This window comes from Halobacillus sp. BAB-2008 (assembly GCF_000328325.1).
Classification (GTDB): Bacteria; Bacillota; Bacilli; order Bacillales; family Halobacillaceae; genus Halobacillus.
The window spans coordinates 1-16230 of record NZ_ANPF01000037.1 but is presented as its reverse complement, the minus strand read 5'-3'; the positions used below and the strand labels follow the sequence as shown (position 1 = coordinate 16230).

The window sequence follows — 16230 nt, the reverse complement described above, 5'->3', positions numbered from 1 at the left end:
GGCAAGAGACTCTTTCCGTTCGTCCAGTTTCCCACCATTTCGTCCAGTAATCGTCACATGACCTCCAGCACGGACAATTTCTTTCGCCGCTTCGAAGCCGATTCCGCCTGTAGCACCTGTAACAATAGTATGTGTTCCTTCTAGCGCCTGTTCAGAAAAAATGTTCATCCCTATCTCCTCCTTAGCGTCACGATATCCTCTGTACGACGGCACTAAACCTATGTAATAAAAAATCAGCGCTTAACGAACGGATTCCGTCGTTGAAGCGCTGATCCACGGGACAACTTTTTTAAGAAAGTCTGCCATGTTTATTCTTTTCTTGTTTCTTCTCATAGCTACCTACACCACTTCTAATGTTATTTCCGTTTGTTCTGCTTCCGGAAAGACAATAGAACCTTTCCACTACGTGTACGTTTCAGACCTTTTGACTTTTCCTGCGTTTGACCTTCCGGGCTGTTTTTGTAGTCCTGGTCGAAAAGCTCACGAGCTTTTGAATAGAGCAGAGTCATAGTGGTGTCCTCCTTTTCTTTATGGGATTATAATTCGATTCCCCCTGATAATATTAGTAAAACATCGTAAAAGCAAGAGATTTTTATTATTTTTATGTTTTTTTATAAATGAACCATCTATAAGCTCATTTTTCGACATATATCCCGGTCTTTTCGCGTATTTCACAAAATATTCCCGCCTGTATTTATGATCAAACATAAAAAAAGACGACACGTAAAACGTGTCGTCTCTGCATCTATATGATTAATTCAATACTTTAACTTCTACTGTTTTTCGTCCGAAATCAAGTGCATCTGATTGTTCAGGTACGAAGACATCAATACGGTTACCTTGGATTGCACCACCAGTATCGGCAGCGATTGCTTTACCATAACCTTCTACATAGACTTCAGAACCTAATGGGATGACATCAGGGTCGACGGCTACAACCTTCTGATCAGGATTAGCACGCAAGTCTACACCTGTAGCTGTTGTACCAGAGCAGCCTTCACAGAAAGCAGTGTACGCTGTAGCTTCCATCGTCAATGTTTTCGCTGCTTCTTCTTGAGCAGGCTCACTGGATGTTGGTTCTGCTTTCGCTTCCTGCTTCTCTGCTTCAGCAGGTTCAGGAGCCTGTTCCGGTTGTTCCTTCTCTACAGGTTGGGAAGCTTCAGGAGCTGCGTCAGCTTCGCCATTACTATGAAGCTTGAGTTCATCTCCAGGGAAAATCAATGCAGAATCCAAACCATTCCATGCTTTCAGATCACTTACACTTACATTATTAGCTTGTCCAATGCTGAAAAGCGTGTCTCCTGGTTTTACTGTGTGGACATCCGCAGATTTGCTTTGTCCGTCGACAGAAAGGTTCTGATCGGGGAAGATCAAGTTAGAAGTTAGTCCGTTTGCTGCTTTTATATCTTCAACAGAGACTCCATTCGCTTGGGAAATGGACCAAAGCGTGTCTCCTTTATTTACTGTTACCTCTTCTGCACTTACTGAAGTTGCTGTTACTGCCGAAATCGAAGCGACCGCCGCCAAAGATACTACTGTTTTTTTCATAATTGTTATTTCCTCCTTGGGTAAACAGTCTTGCTAAACGATTTGTTTAGGCACTGTTTAAAATCACAAGTACTACTCTAACATGTGTATCGGAAAAGCCAATAACAGGACAGCAACAATATCATTGCAAACATTACAACGACTTTACTTCCTTGTCATATAGTATAAATCCTTACATTTCTGCATAAAAATAGACCTCTGCATCCGCAGAAGCCTATTTTTCTGAACTTACCTCTTTCCTTAACCTCTTTGTACATTACAATAGTGCACGATAGCATCGTTTAGAAATGCGGGGTACCCCTCTCTCCATTTCTCAAGATTGGAGCGGAACCGCTCATCGTTTACATACATGTCGGCAAGACCGCGGAAAATCTCCAAGGTACATTCATAGAAATAGTCTGTGATATGCTGCCGCTTCTTACCGATCCACTTTTGAACCTCCGCATCTTCCGGACCTTTATCCATGATAGAAACCAAGTGACGGTCGATGGCATCCATATCCTGTTTCATCCTTTTCCAGTCTTCTTCAGAATAGGATTTCGTCTTCCTTGCCGATTCTTTGTACGCAGCTGTGTTTCCCCAGCGATTGTTTACTTCCTGCTCATATTTCTTTTGATTCTCCTCAATTAAACGACTGTCAAAGGGCTCTAAACGATCTTTATTCTCCATAACCGTTCCTCCTTGAATTGAGGCAAGCGTGCGGTCGACAGATTCAATCATCCGATCCAAACGGTGTCGTTTCTCCACTAACATGTACCGGTGATGAGCAAGTGCCTTTCGCTCATCAAATTCGGGGTCGTCTAGTATCTGTTGAATCTTTACTAAAGAAAGATCCATTTCACGGAAGAAAAGAATTTGTTGAAGCCTAGCTATTTCACTCTCCCCATAAAGTCGATATCCATTAGAAGCGATGGTCCGTGGAGAAAGCAAGCCGATGTGATCGTAATGATGCAGCGTGCGCACACTGCATCCGGCCAGATCCGCTACCTCTTTTATTTTCATCATAGGTGATCACCTCTTCTTAAGCTTATGATATGACGTCACGTCAAGGTCAATAGCTTTTCTTGTCATTAATTGTAGTTTTCTGGTCCGTAGAGGGTTTTGAAGGGCAATTGAAGAATTATTAGCTATGACATTCTTTATAAGGTTGTGTTCCTATGAATATGTACTGCCAGAGTGCTTTCCACCAATTAGAGATCGTGATCGCTTCCATATCAGAAATGGTAGGCCAACTCTCGGAGGATGACCTCAAGCTTCGTCCGACGGAAGGGAAATATTCCATTGGAGAACTTCTTGAACATATCGCTGTCATTCCAGCAGCAGACGGAGCAATTATTGAAGAGCGGTCCAAAGATGAGATGGAACAGTTCTATGAGTCAATATCCCTTAAGAAAAAAGAGGACATTCTGGAAAAGCTGTTTGAACATTTTTCCCAATTGAAATTTCAATTTGAGCATTATACGGAGGAGCATCTATACACGGAAACAACTTCATGGTGGGGAGTATCCCACACCCGTTTTGAATGGCTCCTGCAAATTATCGCTCATATGTACCATCACAGAGGGCAGCTTCATGCGATGCTCGTCCACACGTATAAGAAGGATCCGGAAATCATGTTATTCGAATAAGCAGACGGAAAGTGCGAATTAAAAGCGAAAGAAACCGACTTCTCCTTTCCTATGAAAGGTCTGAAGGCCGGTTTCTTTGCCGTGGTTTCGAACCACATCTTATTTTCTGCCAAGATCCGTCTGAATGTCCTCTTTGTACGCATAAGAGAAAAGTAAAGAAACTAAAATGGCTCCTCCAATTAAATTACCGATACTCGCGGGTACCAAATTGAAGAAAATATATTCGTACCACGTGTATTTATCAGATACGAGGAAACCCATACTGAAATACCCCATATTCGCGGCGCTGTGCTGGAAGTTACCGGCTACGAACAAGACGACAGGGAGCATAGTTCCAAGAATCTTCCCTGTTATATCCCTTGCAGCAGTCGTAAGAAATGCGGCCATCCCGATCAGCCAGTTCGCCAGGATCCCGGAAACGAGAACCTGAAACCACCCCAGCACACCATGATCCATGAACTTCATTTTATTCTCCAGGTACATAGTCAATTCCGGATAGAAGGTAGAAGAAAAGGATCCGGACAACTCGATCAGCACGGCTACCAAAAAAGCCCCGATCAGGTTACCAATGTAGGTGGATGCCCAGAACTTATATATATTCCCTTTCATTAACCCTGACTTATTAAATAAATAAGACGGTAGAAGGACGTTGATTTCCGTAAACAAAACGGCTCCGGATATAAACACCATCGAATACCCGGCTGCAAACCCGAGACCAGCAAGCAGGTGGAACAGCCCTTTCGTTTCCACCCCTTCGGAAAGCAATATGGAAAAGACAGCCCCGAAGGTCATGAATGATCCTGCCGTCAATGCTAACAGGAATTGAGCCCGGAAAGGCTTACTTAGGTGATCCCTACCTTTTTCACCAAATCCGTCAACGATTTGCGAAGGGATATAGAACTGCCTGCTCGGCTCGTCCTTTTTCTTCTCTTCTATATCTTCCGATTGATTACGGTTTTTTTCGTCATTATCTGCCATTTATCATCCCTCCAATGACATAACTATTCCCCATCTGACTTTTTCTGTAACCTTTCTGTATAACATTCCTGCTTTGAAACAGGTTAATAAGAAAAGGTAAAGGGGGAAGCTCATGGCAAGGGATCTACTTTGTCTCGCTTGTAACGGGGAAGGTCTGCTTATGGATGATGAAGAATGGCGGTACACGTGCAAGATTTGCGGGGGAAGCGGGATGCAGCCACAGAACAGCACCGTGTACGACAAACAAGCCTCCGATGTAGACGAAACAAACCGCACCTTGGACTAGTTCATAAAAAAACACCGCATGCTGATGCATGCGGTGTTTCTATTCAGGTCACTGTACCATCCAAAGGCTTCCTCGACTTTCTGACAAGAGCTACGATTCCAGCTACCAGATAAGCAGCGCCTCCGAAAATTCCAAGGAACAACGTCGCTAATGTCAGAACGATCGCGGAAACGATCAGCATGATCCCTGCCGCTTTCGGCTTCTTGTTACCGATAAGGAAGATCAGAGCAAGGATTCCCACTGCCAGACCGACGCTGGAAGCAATCAGGACAAATTGACCAAGTGACTCGAACATCGTCAACAGCTGCCCCGACGTAAAATCCTCGGCCCCAGGCTGTGCTTGGAATTCGGAGGAATTTATGAAATTCTCCACACCTTCTCTTACTCCGGGATCATCTATTCCACCCATGACCACAGTACTGACAAACAGAGGGATTCCGAAAAGAACCATACCAATGACCGTCAATACGATTTCAACCGTTCGCTTCACATTCATTCCTCCTGATCATCAGGCTCCAGCAACATCCCTCTTCGTAAAGAATGTCCAAGCGAGCACGATGAATATGATGTAATATACGGCCAGTACAGCAATGGAAAAGCCTGCTGTCAAACCTTCCAACATAGGTGTGCCCTCTAAATATACCGTCAAATCCGTGTTGGCAAACAGAATATACTTCGCCCAATCTTTGTCTGCAAGGAAAACAATAATCATATTTCCAGCCATCATCAAGAAGATTGCTACACCAATGGCCAGCGCACTGTTACGGAAGACAGCAGATATCATAAAGGCAAACGTTGCCATAATAAGCAGGTTAACAGAACTTAATAAGTACTGCTTAAGTGTATGGGAGAATATTTCCGCAGACTGCATTTCTCCACCTTGGCTGAAGACATACGCCTGTGAAGGATCTCCGAAGCCGAACAATACCGTCCCTAACAAGAAGGAAAGAACGTATAAAACTACGAGTGCAGTAAGAGCGAAAATCAATACCGATACATATTTAGACAACAGTATCTTTGCTCTGGAGATCGGACGGATCAACAGCAGCTTGATCGTTCCCCATCGGAATTCGTTGGCTGTGATTCCTGCCGCTACAATAATCGTCAATAAGCTTACTACAGAAACAAGACCGCGATTCTCCTGAACGAAGGACCAGACATTGTATTCCACCGGTTTAATATCATTATCAATGCGGTACTGGTTCTCTTCTACATCATAATAATTAGGATACTTGATTTCCGGAGCCTGGCCGCTCTCTGTCTCCCCTGTCAACTGCGCGTTCTGCTCCTGAAGTTCTTCTTTCCAGTTGTCTCCTGTCGGCGCATCTCCACCTGTGAATGACTCGTCCACTTTAAGCAGCGCGCCGAACGCTATGACAAGCACACCTAAAACGATAAGCATGATCCATGTCGCTTTCTGGGCATATAACTTCATTTGTTCATTTTTAACTAACTGTATAAAATTATTCAATCTTTCCCTCTCCAATCAAATCAAGGAATTTATCCTCAAGCGTCGAACGATTCACGTTCACACTGTAGATGTTGATATTCTTCGCTACAAGACCGGCAATAACGCGCGGGATGTCCTCTTTCTCAATCGTAAGGGTAAGCTGTTCTTTAGCGAGTACCGTCTTCGTATCGGTCAGTTCATCCAAAGCCGCCTTTGCTTCCTCCACCGGCTCCGCCTCGATCGATACTTCCTTCTTATCCGTCTGCTGCAAAGCTTCATTAACGGTCTGAATGGAAATGAGCTCTCCATTCTTTATGATGCCGATTCGATCACACATCATTTCCATTTCAGAAAGGATGTGACTCGATACGATTACCGCTACACCTTCCTCTTCGGCTAGACGACGGATATAAGCACGAATCTCCCGAATGCCCGAAGGGTCCAATCCATTCGTCGGTTCATCGAGGATCAGGACAGAAGGATTATGTAAGAGAGCTTGTGCAATTCCTAAGCGTTGTCGCATCCCTAGAGAATATTTCCCTACCTTATCCTTCATCCGACCTTCCAATCCGACGAGGCGGACCACTTCTTCGATCCGTTCCTTCGTAACACCCGGAATCATTCTTGAATAGTGAAGCAGGTTCTTCCAACCGCTCATAAACGGATACATTTCCGGATTCTCCACGATACCACCGACGTGACGGATCGCATCTTTGAAATCGTTACGGACGCTGTGCCCTTTAATGATGACGTCTCCTTCCGTCATCCCGATCAAACCGACCATCATTCGGATGGTGGTCGTTTTCCCTGCACCGTTAGGACCAAGGAAACCAAATACTTCCCCACCGTAAATATCAAAGTCCAGTCCTTTAATAATCGGCTTCTTCCCTATCGTTTTCTTCAAATTCTTTAACTGCATTACGGGTTCCGTCAAGAAAACCCCTCCTTTTTCTTCGACACACCTAATCTACGACATCAGACAACAAAAGTTTCACTATTTAAGAATTTTTTTACAAAAAACTCCTTCTCGGGAGCTCCTGCATAGAAGCTGTCGTCTATCTTTGTTAAACTAGATAAAGAAATGAGCGTTTAGGGGGAATGATAAAGTGAAAATCGTATCGATCGAACCGACGCCCAGTCCAAATTCAATGAAAATCAATGTAAATGAGAAACTGCCGGATGGTAAGGCTCACAACTATAAAAAGGGAGACGATTTAACAGATGCTCCCGATTTTATCCAGCATTTATTTGAGATTGAAGGAGTCAAAGGGATCTATCATGTGACCGATTTTCTTGCACTCGAACGAAACGGCCGTACAGCTTGGGAAGATATCCTCCCGAAAGTGAGGCACGTATTCGGTTCTGTCGTTCCGGAGCAGCCGGAAGAAACAAAAGGCGCCGGGAGTGATGATCCGTTCGGGGAAGTCAGGGTTTACATTCAACAGTTCCGGGGCATTCCGATGCAGGTGAAACTGGAGGAAGGCGAAGAGGAAATCCGTGTCGGTCTGCCGGAACGTTTCATGAATGCAGCGATGAAAGCAGCACCAGCCTCTCCGAATATGATCATGGAGAGGAAATGGATCGAACAGAATCCGAGATACGGGAGTACAGAAGAAATCGGAGAGCAGGTAAAAGAAGAATTATCTGCAAGCTACGACGAGAAACGACTGGAAGACCTTGTTAAACAAGCGTTTGATCAAGAAACGAATCCCGTCGAAAAGCATCCTTCCGAGTCGAAAATCGCACTCGAAACACTGGACGATGCCGATTGGAAGGTTCGCTATGCAGCCCTCGACCGTATGGAACCGACAGCAGACGATTATGAAGTTCTCGACAAAGCGCTGGATGACGATAAGGCATCCATCCGTCGTTTGGCGACCGCCTACTTAGGCATGATCGAAGAAGTGGAAACACTCCCCTACCTCTATAAGGCTCTGCAGGATACTTCCGTAACAGTCCGCCGTACTGCCGGCGACTGCCTGTCAGATCTTGGCTTCAAAGAAGCGATGCCTCCGATGATCGAATCTTTGTCCGATGCCAACCGCCTGGTCCGCTGGCGGGCAGCTATGTTCCTTTATGAGCTTGGAGATGAATCTGCCCTTCCGGCTTTGAAGCAGGCGGCTGATGACCCTGAGTTCGAAGTAAAAATGCAGATTAACATGGCCATCGAACGAATCGAAGGTGGAGAAGAAGCCAAAGGATCCGTCTGGCACCAAATGACACAGGCAACGAAACAAAAAGAACAATAGGAGGCAAAAGTGATGAACCCATATGAAGCCTATATGAAAGAAATTTCCCAACCGATGAGAGATGAATTAACTAATGCCGGCTTTCAGGAACTGACCACACCAGAAGAAGTGGATACTTTTATTAGTGAGACAAAAGGAACTACGCTTGTGGTCATCAATTCTGTCTGCGGATGTGCAGCAGGACTGGCCCGTCCTTCGGCCCGAGAATCACTCCATAACGAGAAGCGGCCTGAGAACCTTGTAACCGTCTTTGCCGGACAGGATAGGGAGGCGACCGCCCGAATGAGAGAATACTTGGAAGGATGTGAACCTTCCTCCCCTTCCATGGCATTACTGAAAGATGGACAAGTCCTTCACTTTATCCCGCGGGAGGAAATTGAAGATTATGAAGTAGAAGAAATCACAGCCAACCTGACCGGGGCATATAACAAGTTTTGCTAAATACAAGAAAGAGCGGAAGCCTTTTGTGCTCCGCTCTTTTTTATATGCGCTAAGCAGGCTGCGACCCCTCTTCCTCGCTTTTTCCTTTCACCAGAAACAGGACCAGCAAAAGCAGAACCACGCCGATTGCTCCACTGACAATGTAACTGACATTCAAATAATTCTTCATTAATAAAGACATTAAAGGCGGGCCGGCAGCAACCCCGATAAAGCGGGAGGAACTATAGAAGGAGGTAATCGTGCCTCTTTCTTCTTTCTCGATTCCCTCCGTAATAAGCGCATCGAGCGTCGGCAGCATCGACCCGATTGCAATACCAAGCACACTGGTGACTACGAGCAGCAGAACCAACCTGTCACTGACAAAGCCTACAAAGCATACACTGGCTGCGATCATGCTTAAAGATATGGAGAGCACCCACTTCATCACTTTCGTGTCCCCTTTTATTTTCTTACCTGTTATGAAAGAAGCCACACATAAAGTGAATAGAGGGATGGCAAGGATGAACCCCTTCTTCACTCCTTTAATATCATGGACCTTCTCCAACATATCCGACATGAAGAAAAGTACCGCGAAAAGAACGAGCATAGCATAGGCTCCGAGCAGAAAGGTCGGATACAACCATTTCCCCTCTTTCCCGAAGATCTCCTTCGTCTTGTGAATGAATTGCTTTAACGGCTGTGGTTCCGCCTTCTCACCTTTCGGAACTTTGATGAAGAAGAACACAAGAATGATGGAAATCAAGCTGAAAAAAGAGATTGAAAAAAACGGTAAGAACCATAAGAATACTGCGAACAAGGATCCGAGAATCGGACTTAGTACTTTTCCGAACGTGTTGGATGTCTCAATGATTCCGAGACAGGCACTCGTCTTCGTGTCATCGTCTTTATACAAATCACCCACAAGCGGCAAAATAATCGGCGTTGCTCCTGCTGCTCCGATCCCCTGCAGGATGCGCCCGATAATGATCCAAAAGAAAGGATCACTCCCTTTCCAAGAGGCGAATCCCGCAATGATTCCACCGACCAGCGCAAGAAACAGACTGGGAAGAATGATGATCTTCCTTCCAAATCGATCGGAAAGGTACCCGGCGACCGGTATCAGGAAAATAGCCGCTACGGAATAACTCGTAATGATGATACTGGACTGGAACGGGCTGATCCCCACCTTCTCCTCAAAGATGGGAAGAACGGGTATCAGCATGGAATTGCCAAGCGTCATCACCAAAGGGATGGACGCCATACTTATAAGACACCAACGACTCACTTTGTTTTCCATACCTACACCTCATTTACATTCTTATAATTATGGTGTCCAACCAAGCGAATATCTTGCTTGAAAAATAAAAAAAGACGCCCGGGCGGGCGTCTTTTACTTCATCCGCCATTTAGACGGCGGCTCTTTTGTATATTTAGACAGGGAAGAAGAACAGTTAGGGCAGATGACAGCCTGACTGGGAATAGACAAACAGCAGTACGGGCACTCCTTCTTAGTCATAGAGAGCATCGGATCCTGATGCGGCTTCTTCCATCTGTTTAATTGCCGCACCACAAGAAAAACGGCAAAGAGAACGATCAGAAATCGCACAGAAGCCGTAAGGAAAAGGCCGTAATTTATCGTGGGCGCTCCGGCTGCTTCCGCTGCTGATCTGGAGGAATACGCTGTACCATTCAGACTTATGAACATATTCTCTATGTCCATCTTATGATACAGGAGACCGATGGGAGGCATGAGAAGGTCCTTGACGAAGGAATCAATAAAGCCACTGAATGCTGCTCCCAGCACCATCCCTACGCCTATATCCACCGCACTTCCACGCATTGCAAACTGTTTAAACTCCCTTAAGAGACCCATACACGCCCTCCTTCCTCACCAATGTATGTAAGGAGGAGACAAGCTATGAATCGATCTACAAAACAGCCTTTTGACAGACTTCCGGTACCGAACCAAGCAAGTCATAGGTCAAGCAGATGGGACGGTTCGTCCGGGGATCCTGGACTACTTCCGCGTCGATTTGGAATACTTCCTTCAGTACGTCTTTCCGAATCACTTCTTCAGGAGTGCCTTCTCGAATCACTTTCCCTCCGCGAAGGGCCACGATATAATCAGCAAACCGTGCCGCATGATTCAAATCGTGAATGACCATGACGATCGTGCGTCCTTCTTCTCGATTCAGCTGCTCCAAAAGCTTTAAAACTTCCAACTGGTGGGCAAGATCCAAGTACGTTGTCGGCTCATCAAGAATGAGCAGTTCTGTTTCCTGCGCCAGTGCCATCGCAATCCACACCCGTTGCCGCTGTCCGCCGGATAAGGCATCGATGGAACGGTTAGAGAATTCTTCTACTCCGGTGATTTCAAGCGCCCATTGGATCACTTCTCTATCGTGATCAGACAGCTTCCCAAACCCTTTTTGGTGTGGATACCGCCCATAAGAAACCAGCTCTGAAACAGTCAGACCGCTTGGAGCTTTCGGTGTTTGCGGAAGAACACCCATCTTCTTGGCTATTTCTTTCGTCGACTCTTTTTTTATGGCTTTCCCGTCCAGATAAATGCTTCCTTCCTGAACGGAGTGGATTCTTGCCAAAGCCTTCAGAATTGTAGACTTCCCGCATCCATTCGGTCCGATGATCGTCGTAATTTGATTTTCAGGTATATCCAAATCTAAATCCCGGACGACATGATGGTCTCCATAAGCGATACCTACCTGCTCTGTCATTAGCTTTGCCATGCTGGAATCCTCCCTAAGTGTGAACGTGAAACTATCTCCGACAATGAAAATCATTATCAATATTATATAATTCCTTCCTTTTTTTCGCAAGCAGCCCCTCTTTCAGGCATTTATAAAAAACATCTTTACGTTTCCACTTATTCGCTTATAATAAGAGCACTAACTTGAATGGAAGAAGGTGTACGGTAAATGGAGAAGAAGAGAACGGAATTGAATCCTCCTCAAATTCTAATCCTGGTCTTTTTATTCTTTATTACATTAGGAACATTTCTATTGATGCTTCCCTTCTCTACTACGGAGGGTATTACATTAGGGGATGCTTTGTTTACAGCAACCTCTGCTATGACAGTAACAGGTCTTGCCGTTGTCGATACCGGGACAGCATTCACATTAGTCGGTCAGTGGGTCATTCTTGCGCTTATTCAATTAGGTGGATTAGGAATCATGACATTCGCTGTACTTATTTTCATGGCTCTCGGTAAGAAAATAGGCTTGAAAGAGCGAATGATTATTCAGCAGTCTCTAAACCAGACGGCAGTCGGTGGAATCATCCTCCTTGTTAAGAAGCTGTTGATTTTCTCCATCAGTATGGAACTGGTCGCCATCGTCCTGTTGTCCTTTCGATGGGTGCCTGAATTCGGGCTGTCCAGAGGAATTTATGTCAGCACGTTCCATGCAATTTCAGCCTTCAATAATGCTGGATTTTCCGTTTGGTCGGACAGCCTGTCCGGATATGTTACCGATCCAGTCGTCAATATAGTCATTTCCTTTTTATTCATTATCGGAGGGGTAGGTTTCACGGTCGTCTTTGACTTGTGGAAAACCAAAGATTTTCATCGACTTTCCCTCCATACGAAGACGATGCTTGTCGGAACGATTGCCATCAATGTCTTCAGCATTCTCATGATTTTCGTTTTGGAATTTAACAACCCGGAAACAATAGGAAATATGTCTACGCCAGGAAAGCTGATAGCCTCCTATTTTCAGGCGGTAACGCCGAGAACGGCCGGATTCAACACCATTGATATTGGAGCGATGGAAGACGATTCGCTTTTCTTCATGCTCATACTGATGTTTATCGGTGGGGGGAGCGCCTCTACCGCCGGAGGTATTAAACTTACTACAGCTGTGATTATCATCGTTGCTACCCTTGCTTTCTTCCGCGACAAGGAAGATTTGACTCTCTTCCGCAGAAGTCTGCGCCCAAGACTTGTCATGCGGGCTCTTGCATTGACGGTAGGCAGTGTGTTTCTTGTCTTTACCAGTACCTTCTTTTTAAACATGACGGAGGACGCTTCCTTCCTTTCCATTTTGTTTGAAGCCATTTCAGCATTCGGCACAGTCGGTCTTTCCACTGGAATTACAGGAGACTTGACCATTGCCGGAAAAATGATCCTTGTGTCGTTGATGCTTTTTGGTAAGCTGGGGCCGCTTACCTTTGCATTTGCTTTTACAAAACCACGGCCGGATCCGATCAAGTACCCAAAAGAAGAAGTATTGACCGGTTAATCAATCAAACACCCTGCCAATGGCAGGGTGTTTTTTCACACAAGGTTGTGTGCATGTATGGTTTTCTTTAAAACTGTTGCAAGCCCCTCCACTTCCTGCCTTGTGTGGCTAGGATGGAAAGAGATTCGAATGAATGTCTTCGCTTCTTCTTTCGACATTCCCATAGCGGTTAGGGCATAAGGCGTCTTACCTGCTTGACAGGCGCTGCCGGTTGAAAAGGCGTAGCCGAGTCTATTCGCCTCCAGCATCGCCCACTGACCTTCCACTCCTTTCAAACAGATTCCCACCACGGCATTCCCATTGCCGACGACACGGAATGACTCCCGGTATTCCTGCATCCTCTCAAGGAACCAGCGCTTTCTCTCGCTGATCTTCCGTTGATTTTCAATAAGATTGTCTACACTTTTACCGGCTGCTTCTGTAAACGCTGCCACTCCTGGTAAAGGAACCGTCCCTGGTCTCATGCCGGATTCGTGTGCAGGAGAAGGTGTTTTAGGCGGGACGTTCAAGGAAGGCTTTATGTAGACAGCACCGATCCCTGTTGGACCACCTATCTTATGGGCAGATAAAGAAAGGCTGTCTACCACCTTTGATACAGCACGTAAATCTTTTTTCCCGAAGGATTGTACACAATCACAGTGCATAAGAGCACCATATGTATCACAAAGTTGGTTCACTTCTTCCACCGGCTGTGTCGTACCGATGTCTCCGTTTACGTGCTGCATGATAACAAGCCCTGTCTCGTCATTCATGGTTGCTTTCAAGACCGCCATATTCAATACACCGTCTTCTGTAAACGGGATTCTCGTAACCGAAACGCCTTCCTCCTCCCATTGATCTACGAGATACTGAATGGAAGCATGCTCGCCTCCCGCTATTATCACACTCCTGTTGGGGCGGAGTGCCTGCAGCGATCTCAACGCTATTTCATTGCTCTCTGTTCCCCCGCTCGTGAAGTAAATACCTGCTTTCTCTACACCCACCATGTGAGCGATCCGTTCACGGCAGTGTTCCAATAAGCGTTTCGCATCTGTTCCAATATCATGAAGACTTCCGGTATTTCCAAAAAAATTTTTAGAAGCATGGATATAAACACTCAATGCTTCCTCTTCAATTGGGCAAGCAGCCGCGTAATCAAAGTAGTGCACTCTCATTCCCCCTCATAAACGATAAATAAAATTTCACTTGTCTTTCTATACATCTTATGTAAATATTAATGTCAATACAAGTGTAAAGACAGTAGGTGCTGAAATGAGTATGGCAGACGTAATTATTATTGGCAGCGGCGCCTCCGCCCTCCAGCTTGCGAGACACCTTCACAGGGATAAACATGTGATAATTATCACAAAGTCCCATTTACAGCATGGAAACTCTCGTCTGGCTCAGGGAGGAATTGCTGCGGCGTTGGATAGCGAAGATCGTCCTTTCTATCATTTCGAGGATACGATGAAGGCCGGATGTTCCATCAGTGACGCCCAAGCGGTACACCATTTAACCCAACAGGCTCCCGGAGTAATGAAGGAACTATCAGCAGAGGGGTGCCCGTTCGATTTAAAAGAGGATGGGAACTTCTCCCTCGGCAGGGAAGGAGCTCATTCTTACAACAGAATTCTGCACAGCGGCGGGGATCAGACAGGAAGGTACTTGATGCAGTTCCTCGCCGAAACCCTTCCTCCCAACATTTCTGTTTATGAGCATCAGCATGTGTTCGAACTAATAAAAGATTCATACGGACGTTGCTGCGGGGTCCGAAGTAAAGATCAGAATAGAAATGTCCATACTTTCCTCGCTGCCCATATCGTAATGGCCACAGGTGGGTGCGGCCAGGTTTATCCGAATACTTCGAATGCCTCTACCATTACAGGAGATGGATCAGCTCTCGCCTATCATGCTGGTGCACAACTGTCAGATATGGAATTCGTTCAATTTCACCCGACCATGCTTTACATAAACGGAGAATCCAAAGGCTTGATATCGGAGGCAGTCCGAGGAGAAGGAGCCGTACTGGTTGACGAATTTGGAAATAACCTGATGGATGGTGTCCACCCATTAATGGAGCTCGCACCTCGTCATATTGTTGCACAGCGGATCCACGAGGTGCGAAACGCCGGCCGCAGCGCCTATTTAGATATTCGTGGTGTTTCCGATTTCCCTAATAAATTTCCAGCCATTACGAAACGATGCAGGGAGCATGGCCTGTCTATCAAAGAAGGGCTTCTTCCCGTAGCTCCAGGCTGTCACTTCCAAATGGGGGGGATTCAGACAGATACGGTTGGAAGAACGTCTTTGGCCGGATTCTATGCTGTCGGTGAAGCTACCAGTAACGGTCTGCACGGAGCAAACCGTCTAGCAAGCAATTCGTTATTAGAATGCCTGGTTTACGGAAAAAGACTGGCGGAGCACCTGAACAGTCTTCCCCACGTGTATCCCCGTCCCCCTGTTAAACGGAAAAAAAAGAAACAACCGATGAACATGCCGGAGCAGAGAACGATCCAAACGCACATGATGGCCAACGTCGGCATCATCCGCAGCAAAAAATCCCTGCAGAAACAGTTGGATTGGTTTTCATCCTACGAGGTGGAAGACCTTGCCTTCTGTGACCTTTCCACCCTGTCTGTCAGGCAGACCGAACTGTGCTTTCTCATGCAGACCGCATGGCTGATTACCAAATCTGCATGGGAAAGAGAAGAAAGCCGCGGCGCCCATATACGCACCGACTATCCGGACACGAGGACGCTTGGAGCTCGAAACAAATTGTTCAAGTATGGAAGAAGGAGTGGAAAATAGACGATGAACCGATTGAAACTGAAACACTGCCTGGAAACGTTCCTGCGGGAAGACGTCGGGGATAATGATTGGTGCGAATCTTTATTCGACCAAGAAACATACGGAAAAATGATTATACGAAGTAAGCAGACAGGCTGTTTTTGCGGAGGACCTGTCATCACCGAGGGATTCCGGGTACTCGATCCTTCTATTACTGTAGAGATATTGGCAGCTGAGGGAGAAGCACTTTATCCAGGCCTGGATATTGCCTCTATACAAGGCCCTCCGTCCGCTCTCCTTCAAGGAGAGCGCGTAATTTTAAACCTGATCCAAAGAATGAGCGGAATTGCTACAACGACACAGCAGGCCGTCCAGAAACTGAATAGTGACCACACGCGGATTTGTGATACTCGAAAAACAACACCGGGTCTTCGAATGTTTGAAAAATATGCCGTTCGGACAGGCGGTGGATACAACCATCGCTTTGGTTTATATGATGCCGTCATGCTTAAAGACAACCACATCGCCTACTTCGGTTCCATCAAGACTGCCGTGAAGCAGTTGAAAGACCGAGTCGGACATATGGTGAAAATTGAAGTCGAGACGGAATCCGCCGAACAAGTACGGGAAGCGGTAGAAGCAGGAGTCG

19 protein-coding genes are annotated in these 16230 nt (G+C 46.0%); 7 read left to right on the top strand and 12 right to left on the bottom strand.

The window, feature by feature from the left end; translation table 11 throughout:
• From D479_RS09455 to D479_RS09445, 4 genes are all read right to left on the bottom strand, one after another.
• Nucleotides 1–168, bottom strand: a 168-nt coding sequence (locus D479_RS09455) for an SDR family NAD(P)-dependent oxidoreductase (protein ID WP_008636262.1), incomplete at its 3' end; no start/stop codon positions are given.
• A gap of 188 nt (nucleotides 169–356) precedes the next feature.
• Complete coding sequence (locus D479_RS20710) at nucleotides 357–509, bottom strand: hypothetical protein (RefSeq protein ID WP_008636261.1); 153 nt, start codon at nucleotides 507–509, stop codon at nucleotides 357–359.
• A gap of 244 nt (nucleotides 510–753) precedes the next feature.
• The gene (locus tag D479_RS09450) at nucleotides 754–1548 is read right to left on the bottom strand and encodes a 3D domain-containing protein (protein WP_008636260.1); all 795 of its coding nucleotides are present in this window, start codon (nucleotides 1546–1548) and stop codon (nucleotides 754–756) included.
• A 240-nt stretch (nucleotides 1549–1788) separates the two neighbouring features.
• Nucleotides 1789–2553, bottom strand: a complete 765-nt coding sequence (locus tag D479_RS09445) for a MerR family transcriptional regulator (RefSeq protein ID WP_008636257.1) — start codon at nucleotides 2551–2553, stop codon at nucleotides 1789–1791.
• Nucleotides 2554–2705: 152 nt separating this feature from the next.
• On the opposite strand from D479_RS09445, the gene D479_RS09440 reads away from it, so the two are divergent.
• Nucleotides 2706–3176 carry a DinB family protein gene (locus D479_RS09440; RefSeq protein WP_008636255.1) on the top strand — a complete coding sequence of 157 codons (471 nt, stop codon included), beginning with the start codon at nucleotides 2706–2708 and terminating at the stop codon, nucleotides 3174–3176.
• 99 nt (nucleotides 3177–3275) lie between these two features.
• Here the strand turns inward: D479_RS09440 and D479_RS09435 are convergent, their stop codons facing one another.
• Nucleotides 3276–4154 (bottom strand): formate/nitrite transporter family protein, encoded by an 879-nt coding sequence (locus D479_RS09435; RefSeq protein ID WP_008636252.1) that lies wholly within the window; start codon nucleotides 4152–4154, stop codon nucleotides 3276–3278.
• A gap of 112 nt (nucleotides 4155–4266) precedes the next feature.
• Here D479_RS09435 and D479_RS20705 point away from each other — a divergent pair, with 112 nt between their 5' ends.
• A complete protein-coding gene (locus D479_RS20705) occupies nucleotides 4267–4440 on the top strand; it encodes a hypothetical protein (RefSeq protein ID WP_008636250.1) in 174 nt (57 codons plus the stop codon).
• A gap of 43 nt (nucleotides 4441–4483) precedes the next feature.
• Here D479_RS20705 and D479_RS09430 read toward each other — a convergent pair whose 3' ends face one another.
• Genes D479_RS09430 through D479_RS09420 form a run of 3 tightly spaced genes read right to left on the bottom strand, consistent with a single transcriptional unit; the run spans nucleotide 4484 to nucleotide 6824 of the window.
• A complete protein-coding gene (locus D479_RS09430; protein WP_152413363.1) occupies nucleotides 4484–4930 on the bottom strand; it encodes a DUF4064 domain-containing protein in 447 nt (148 codons plus the stop codon).
• Nucleotides 4931–4948: 18 nt separating this feature from the next.
• Complete coding sequence (locus D479_RS09425; RefSeq protein WP_008636240.1) at nucleotides 4949–5911, bottom strand: ABC transporter permease subunit; 963 nt, start codon at nucleotides 5909–5911, stop codon at nucleotides 4949–4951.
• Nucleotides 5904–6824 (bottom strand): ABC transporter ATP-binding protein, encoded by a 921-nt coding sequence (locus D479_RS09420; protein ID WP_008636238.1) that lies wholly within the window; start codon nucleotides 6822–6824, stop codon nucleotides 5904–5906. Before D479_RS09420 ends, D479_RS09425 begins: the two co-directional genes overlap by 8 nt.
• Before the next feature lie 172 nt (nucleotides 6825–6996).
• On the opposite strand from D479_RS09420, the gene D479_RS09415 reads away from it, so the two are divergent.
• A complete protein-coding gene (locus D479_RS09415; protein ID WP_008636236.1) occupies nucleotides 6997–8139 on the top strand; it encodes a conserved virulence factor C family protein in 1143 nt (380 codons plus the stop codon).
• Between the two features lie 12 nt (nucleotides 8140–8151).
• Complete coding sequence (locus tag D479_RS09410) at nucleotides 8152–8580, top strand: BrxA/BrxB family bacilliredoxin (RefSeq protein ID WP_008636234.1); 429 nt, start codon at nucleotides 8152–8154, stop codon at nucleotides 8578–8580.
• Nucleotides 8581–8629: 49 nt separating this feature from the next.
• Here D479_RS09410 and D479_RS09405 read toward each other — a convergent pair whose 3' ends face one another.
• The 3 genes from D479_RS09405 to D479_RS09395 form a co-directional block, all read right to left on the bottom strand.
• Nucleotides 8630–9856 (bottom strand): MFS transporter, encoded by a 1227-nt coding sequence (locus D479_RS09405; RefSeq protein WP_039871221.1) that lies wholly within the window; start codon nucleotides 9854–9856, stop codon nucleotides 8630–8632.
• Nucleotides 9857–9949: 93 nt separating this feature from the next.
• A complete protein-coding gene (gene mscL / locus D479_RS09400; RefSeq protein ID WP_008636230.1) occupies nucleotides 9950–10432 on the bottom strand; it encodes a large conductance mechanosensitive channel protein MscL in 483 nt (160 codons plus the stop codon).
• A gap of 55 nt (nucleotides 10433–10487) precedes the next feature.
• On the bottom strand, nucleotides 10488–11306 hold the full coding sequence (locus D479_RS09395) for an ABC transporter ATP-binding protein (RefSeq protein ID WP_008636227.1): 819 nt from the start codon (nucleotides 11304–11306) through the stop codon (nucleotides 10488–10490).
• Nucleotides 11307–11495: 189 nt separating this feature from the next.
• On the opposite strand from D479_RS09395, the gene D479_RS09390 reads away from it, so the two are divergent.
• On the top strand, nucleotides 11496–12815 hold the full coding sequence (locus D479_RS09390) for a TrkH family potassium uptake protein (RefSeq protein ID WP_008636225.1): 1320 nt from the start codon (nucleotides 11496–11498) through the stop codon (nucleotides 12813–12815).
• A gap of 35 nt (nucleotides 12816–12850) precedes the next feature.
• On the opposite strand, the gene D479_RS09385 is transcribed toward D479_RS09390, so the two are convergent.
• Complete coding sequence (locus tag D479_RS09385; RefSeq protein WP_008636223.1) at nucleotides 12851–13963, bottom strand: IscS subfamily cysteine desulfurase; 1113 nt, start codon at nucleotides 13961–13963, stop codon at nucleotides 12851–12853.
• Nucleotides 13964–14066: 103 nt separating this feature from the next.
• Between D479_RS09385 and nadB the strand changes: the two genes are divergently transcribed.
• A complete protein-coding gene (gene nadB, locus D479_RS09380; protein WP_241210921.1) occupies nucleotides 14067–15602 on the top strand; it encodes an L-aspartate oxidase in 1536 nt (511 codons plus the stop codon).
• Between the two features lie 3 nt (nucleotides 15603–15605).
• A partial coding sequence (gene nadC, locus D479_RS09375; protein ID WP_008636221.1) for a carboxylating nicotinate-nucleotide diphosphorylase occupies nucleotides 15606–16230 on the top strand: 625 nt, incomplete at its 3' end.

Excerpts from the sequence above, each read along its gene's own strand:
- D479_RS20710 (WP_008636261.1), bottom strand. The coding sequence starts at position 509 with ATGACTCTGCTCTATTCAAAAGCTCGTGAGCTTTTCGACCAGGACTAC.
- D479_RS09450 (WP_008636260.1), bottom strand. The coding sequence starts at position 1,548 with ATGAAAAAAACAGTAGTATCTTTGGCGGCGGTCGCTTCGATTTCGGCA.
- D479_RS09445 (WP_008636257.1), bottom strand. The coding sequence starts at position 2,553 with ATGATGAAAATAAAAGAGGTAGCGGATCTGGCCGGATGCAGTGTGCGC.
- D479_RS09440 (WP_008636255.1), top strand. The coding sequence starts at position 2,706 with ATGAATATGTACTGCCAGAGTGCTTTCCACCAATTAGAGATCGTGATC.
- D479_RS09435 (WP_008636252.1), bottom strand. The coding sequence starts at position 4,154 with ATGGCAGATAATGACGAAAAAAACCGTAATCAATCGGAAGATATAGAA.
- D479_RS20705 (WP_008636250.1), top strand. The coding sequence starts at position 4,267 with ATGGCAAGGGATCTACTTTGTCTCGCTTGTAACGGGGAAGGTCTGCTT.
- D479_RS09410 (WP_008636234.1), top strand. The coding sequence starts at position 8,152 with ATGAACCCATATGAAGCCTATATGAAAGAAATTTCCCAACCGATGAGA.
- D479_RS09405 (WP_039871221.1), bottom strand. The coding sequence starts at position 9,856 with ATGGAAAACAAAGTGAGTCGTTGGTGTCTTATAAGTATGGCGTCCATC.
- mscL (WP_008636230.1), bottom strand. The coding sequence starts at position 10,432 with ATGGGTCTCTTAAGGGAGTTTAAACAGTTTGCAATGCGTGGAAGTGCG.
- D479_RS09395 (WP_008636227.1), bottom strand. The coding sequence starts at position 11,306 with ATGGCAAAGCTAATGACAGAGCAGGTAGGTATCGCTTATGGAGACCAT.
- D479_RS09390 (WP_008636225.1), top strand. The coding sequence starts at position 11,496 with ATGGAGAAGAAGAGAACGGAATTGAATCCTCCTCAAATTCTAATCCTG.
- nadB (WP_241210921.1), top strand. The coding sequence starts at position 14,067 with ATGAGTATGGCAGACGTAATTATTATTGGCAGCGGCGCCTCCGCCCTC.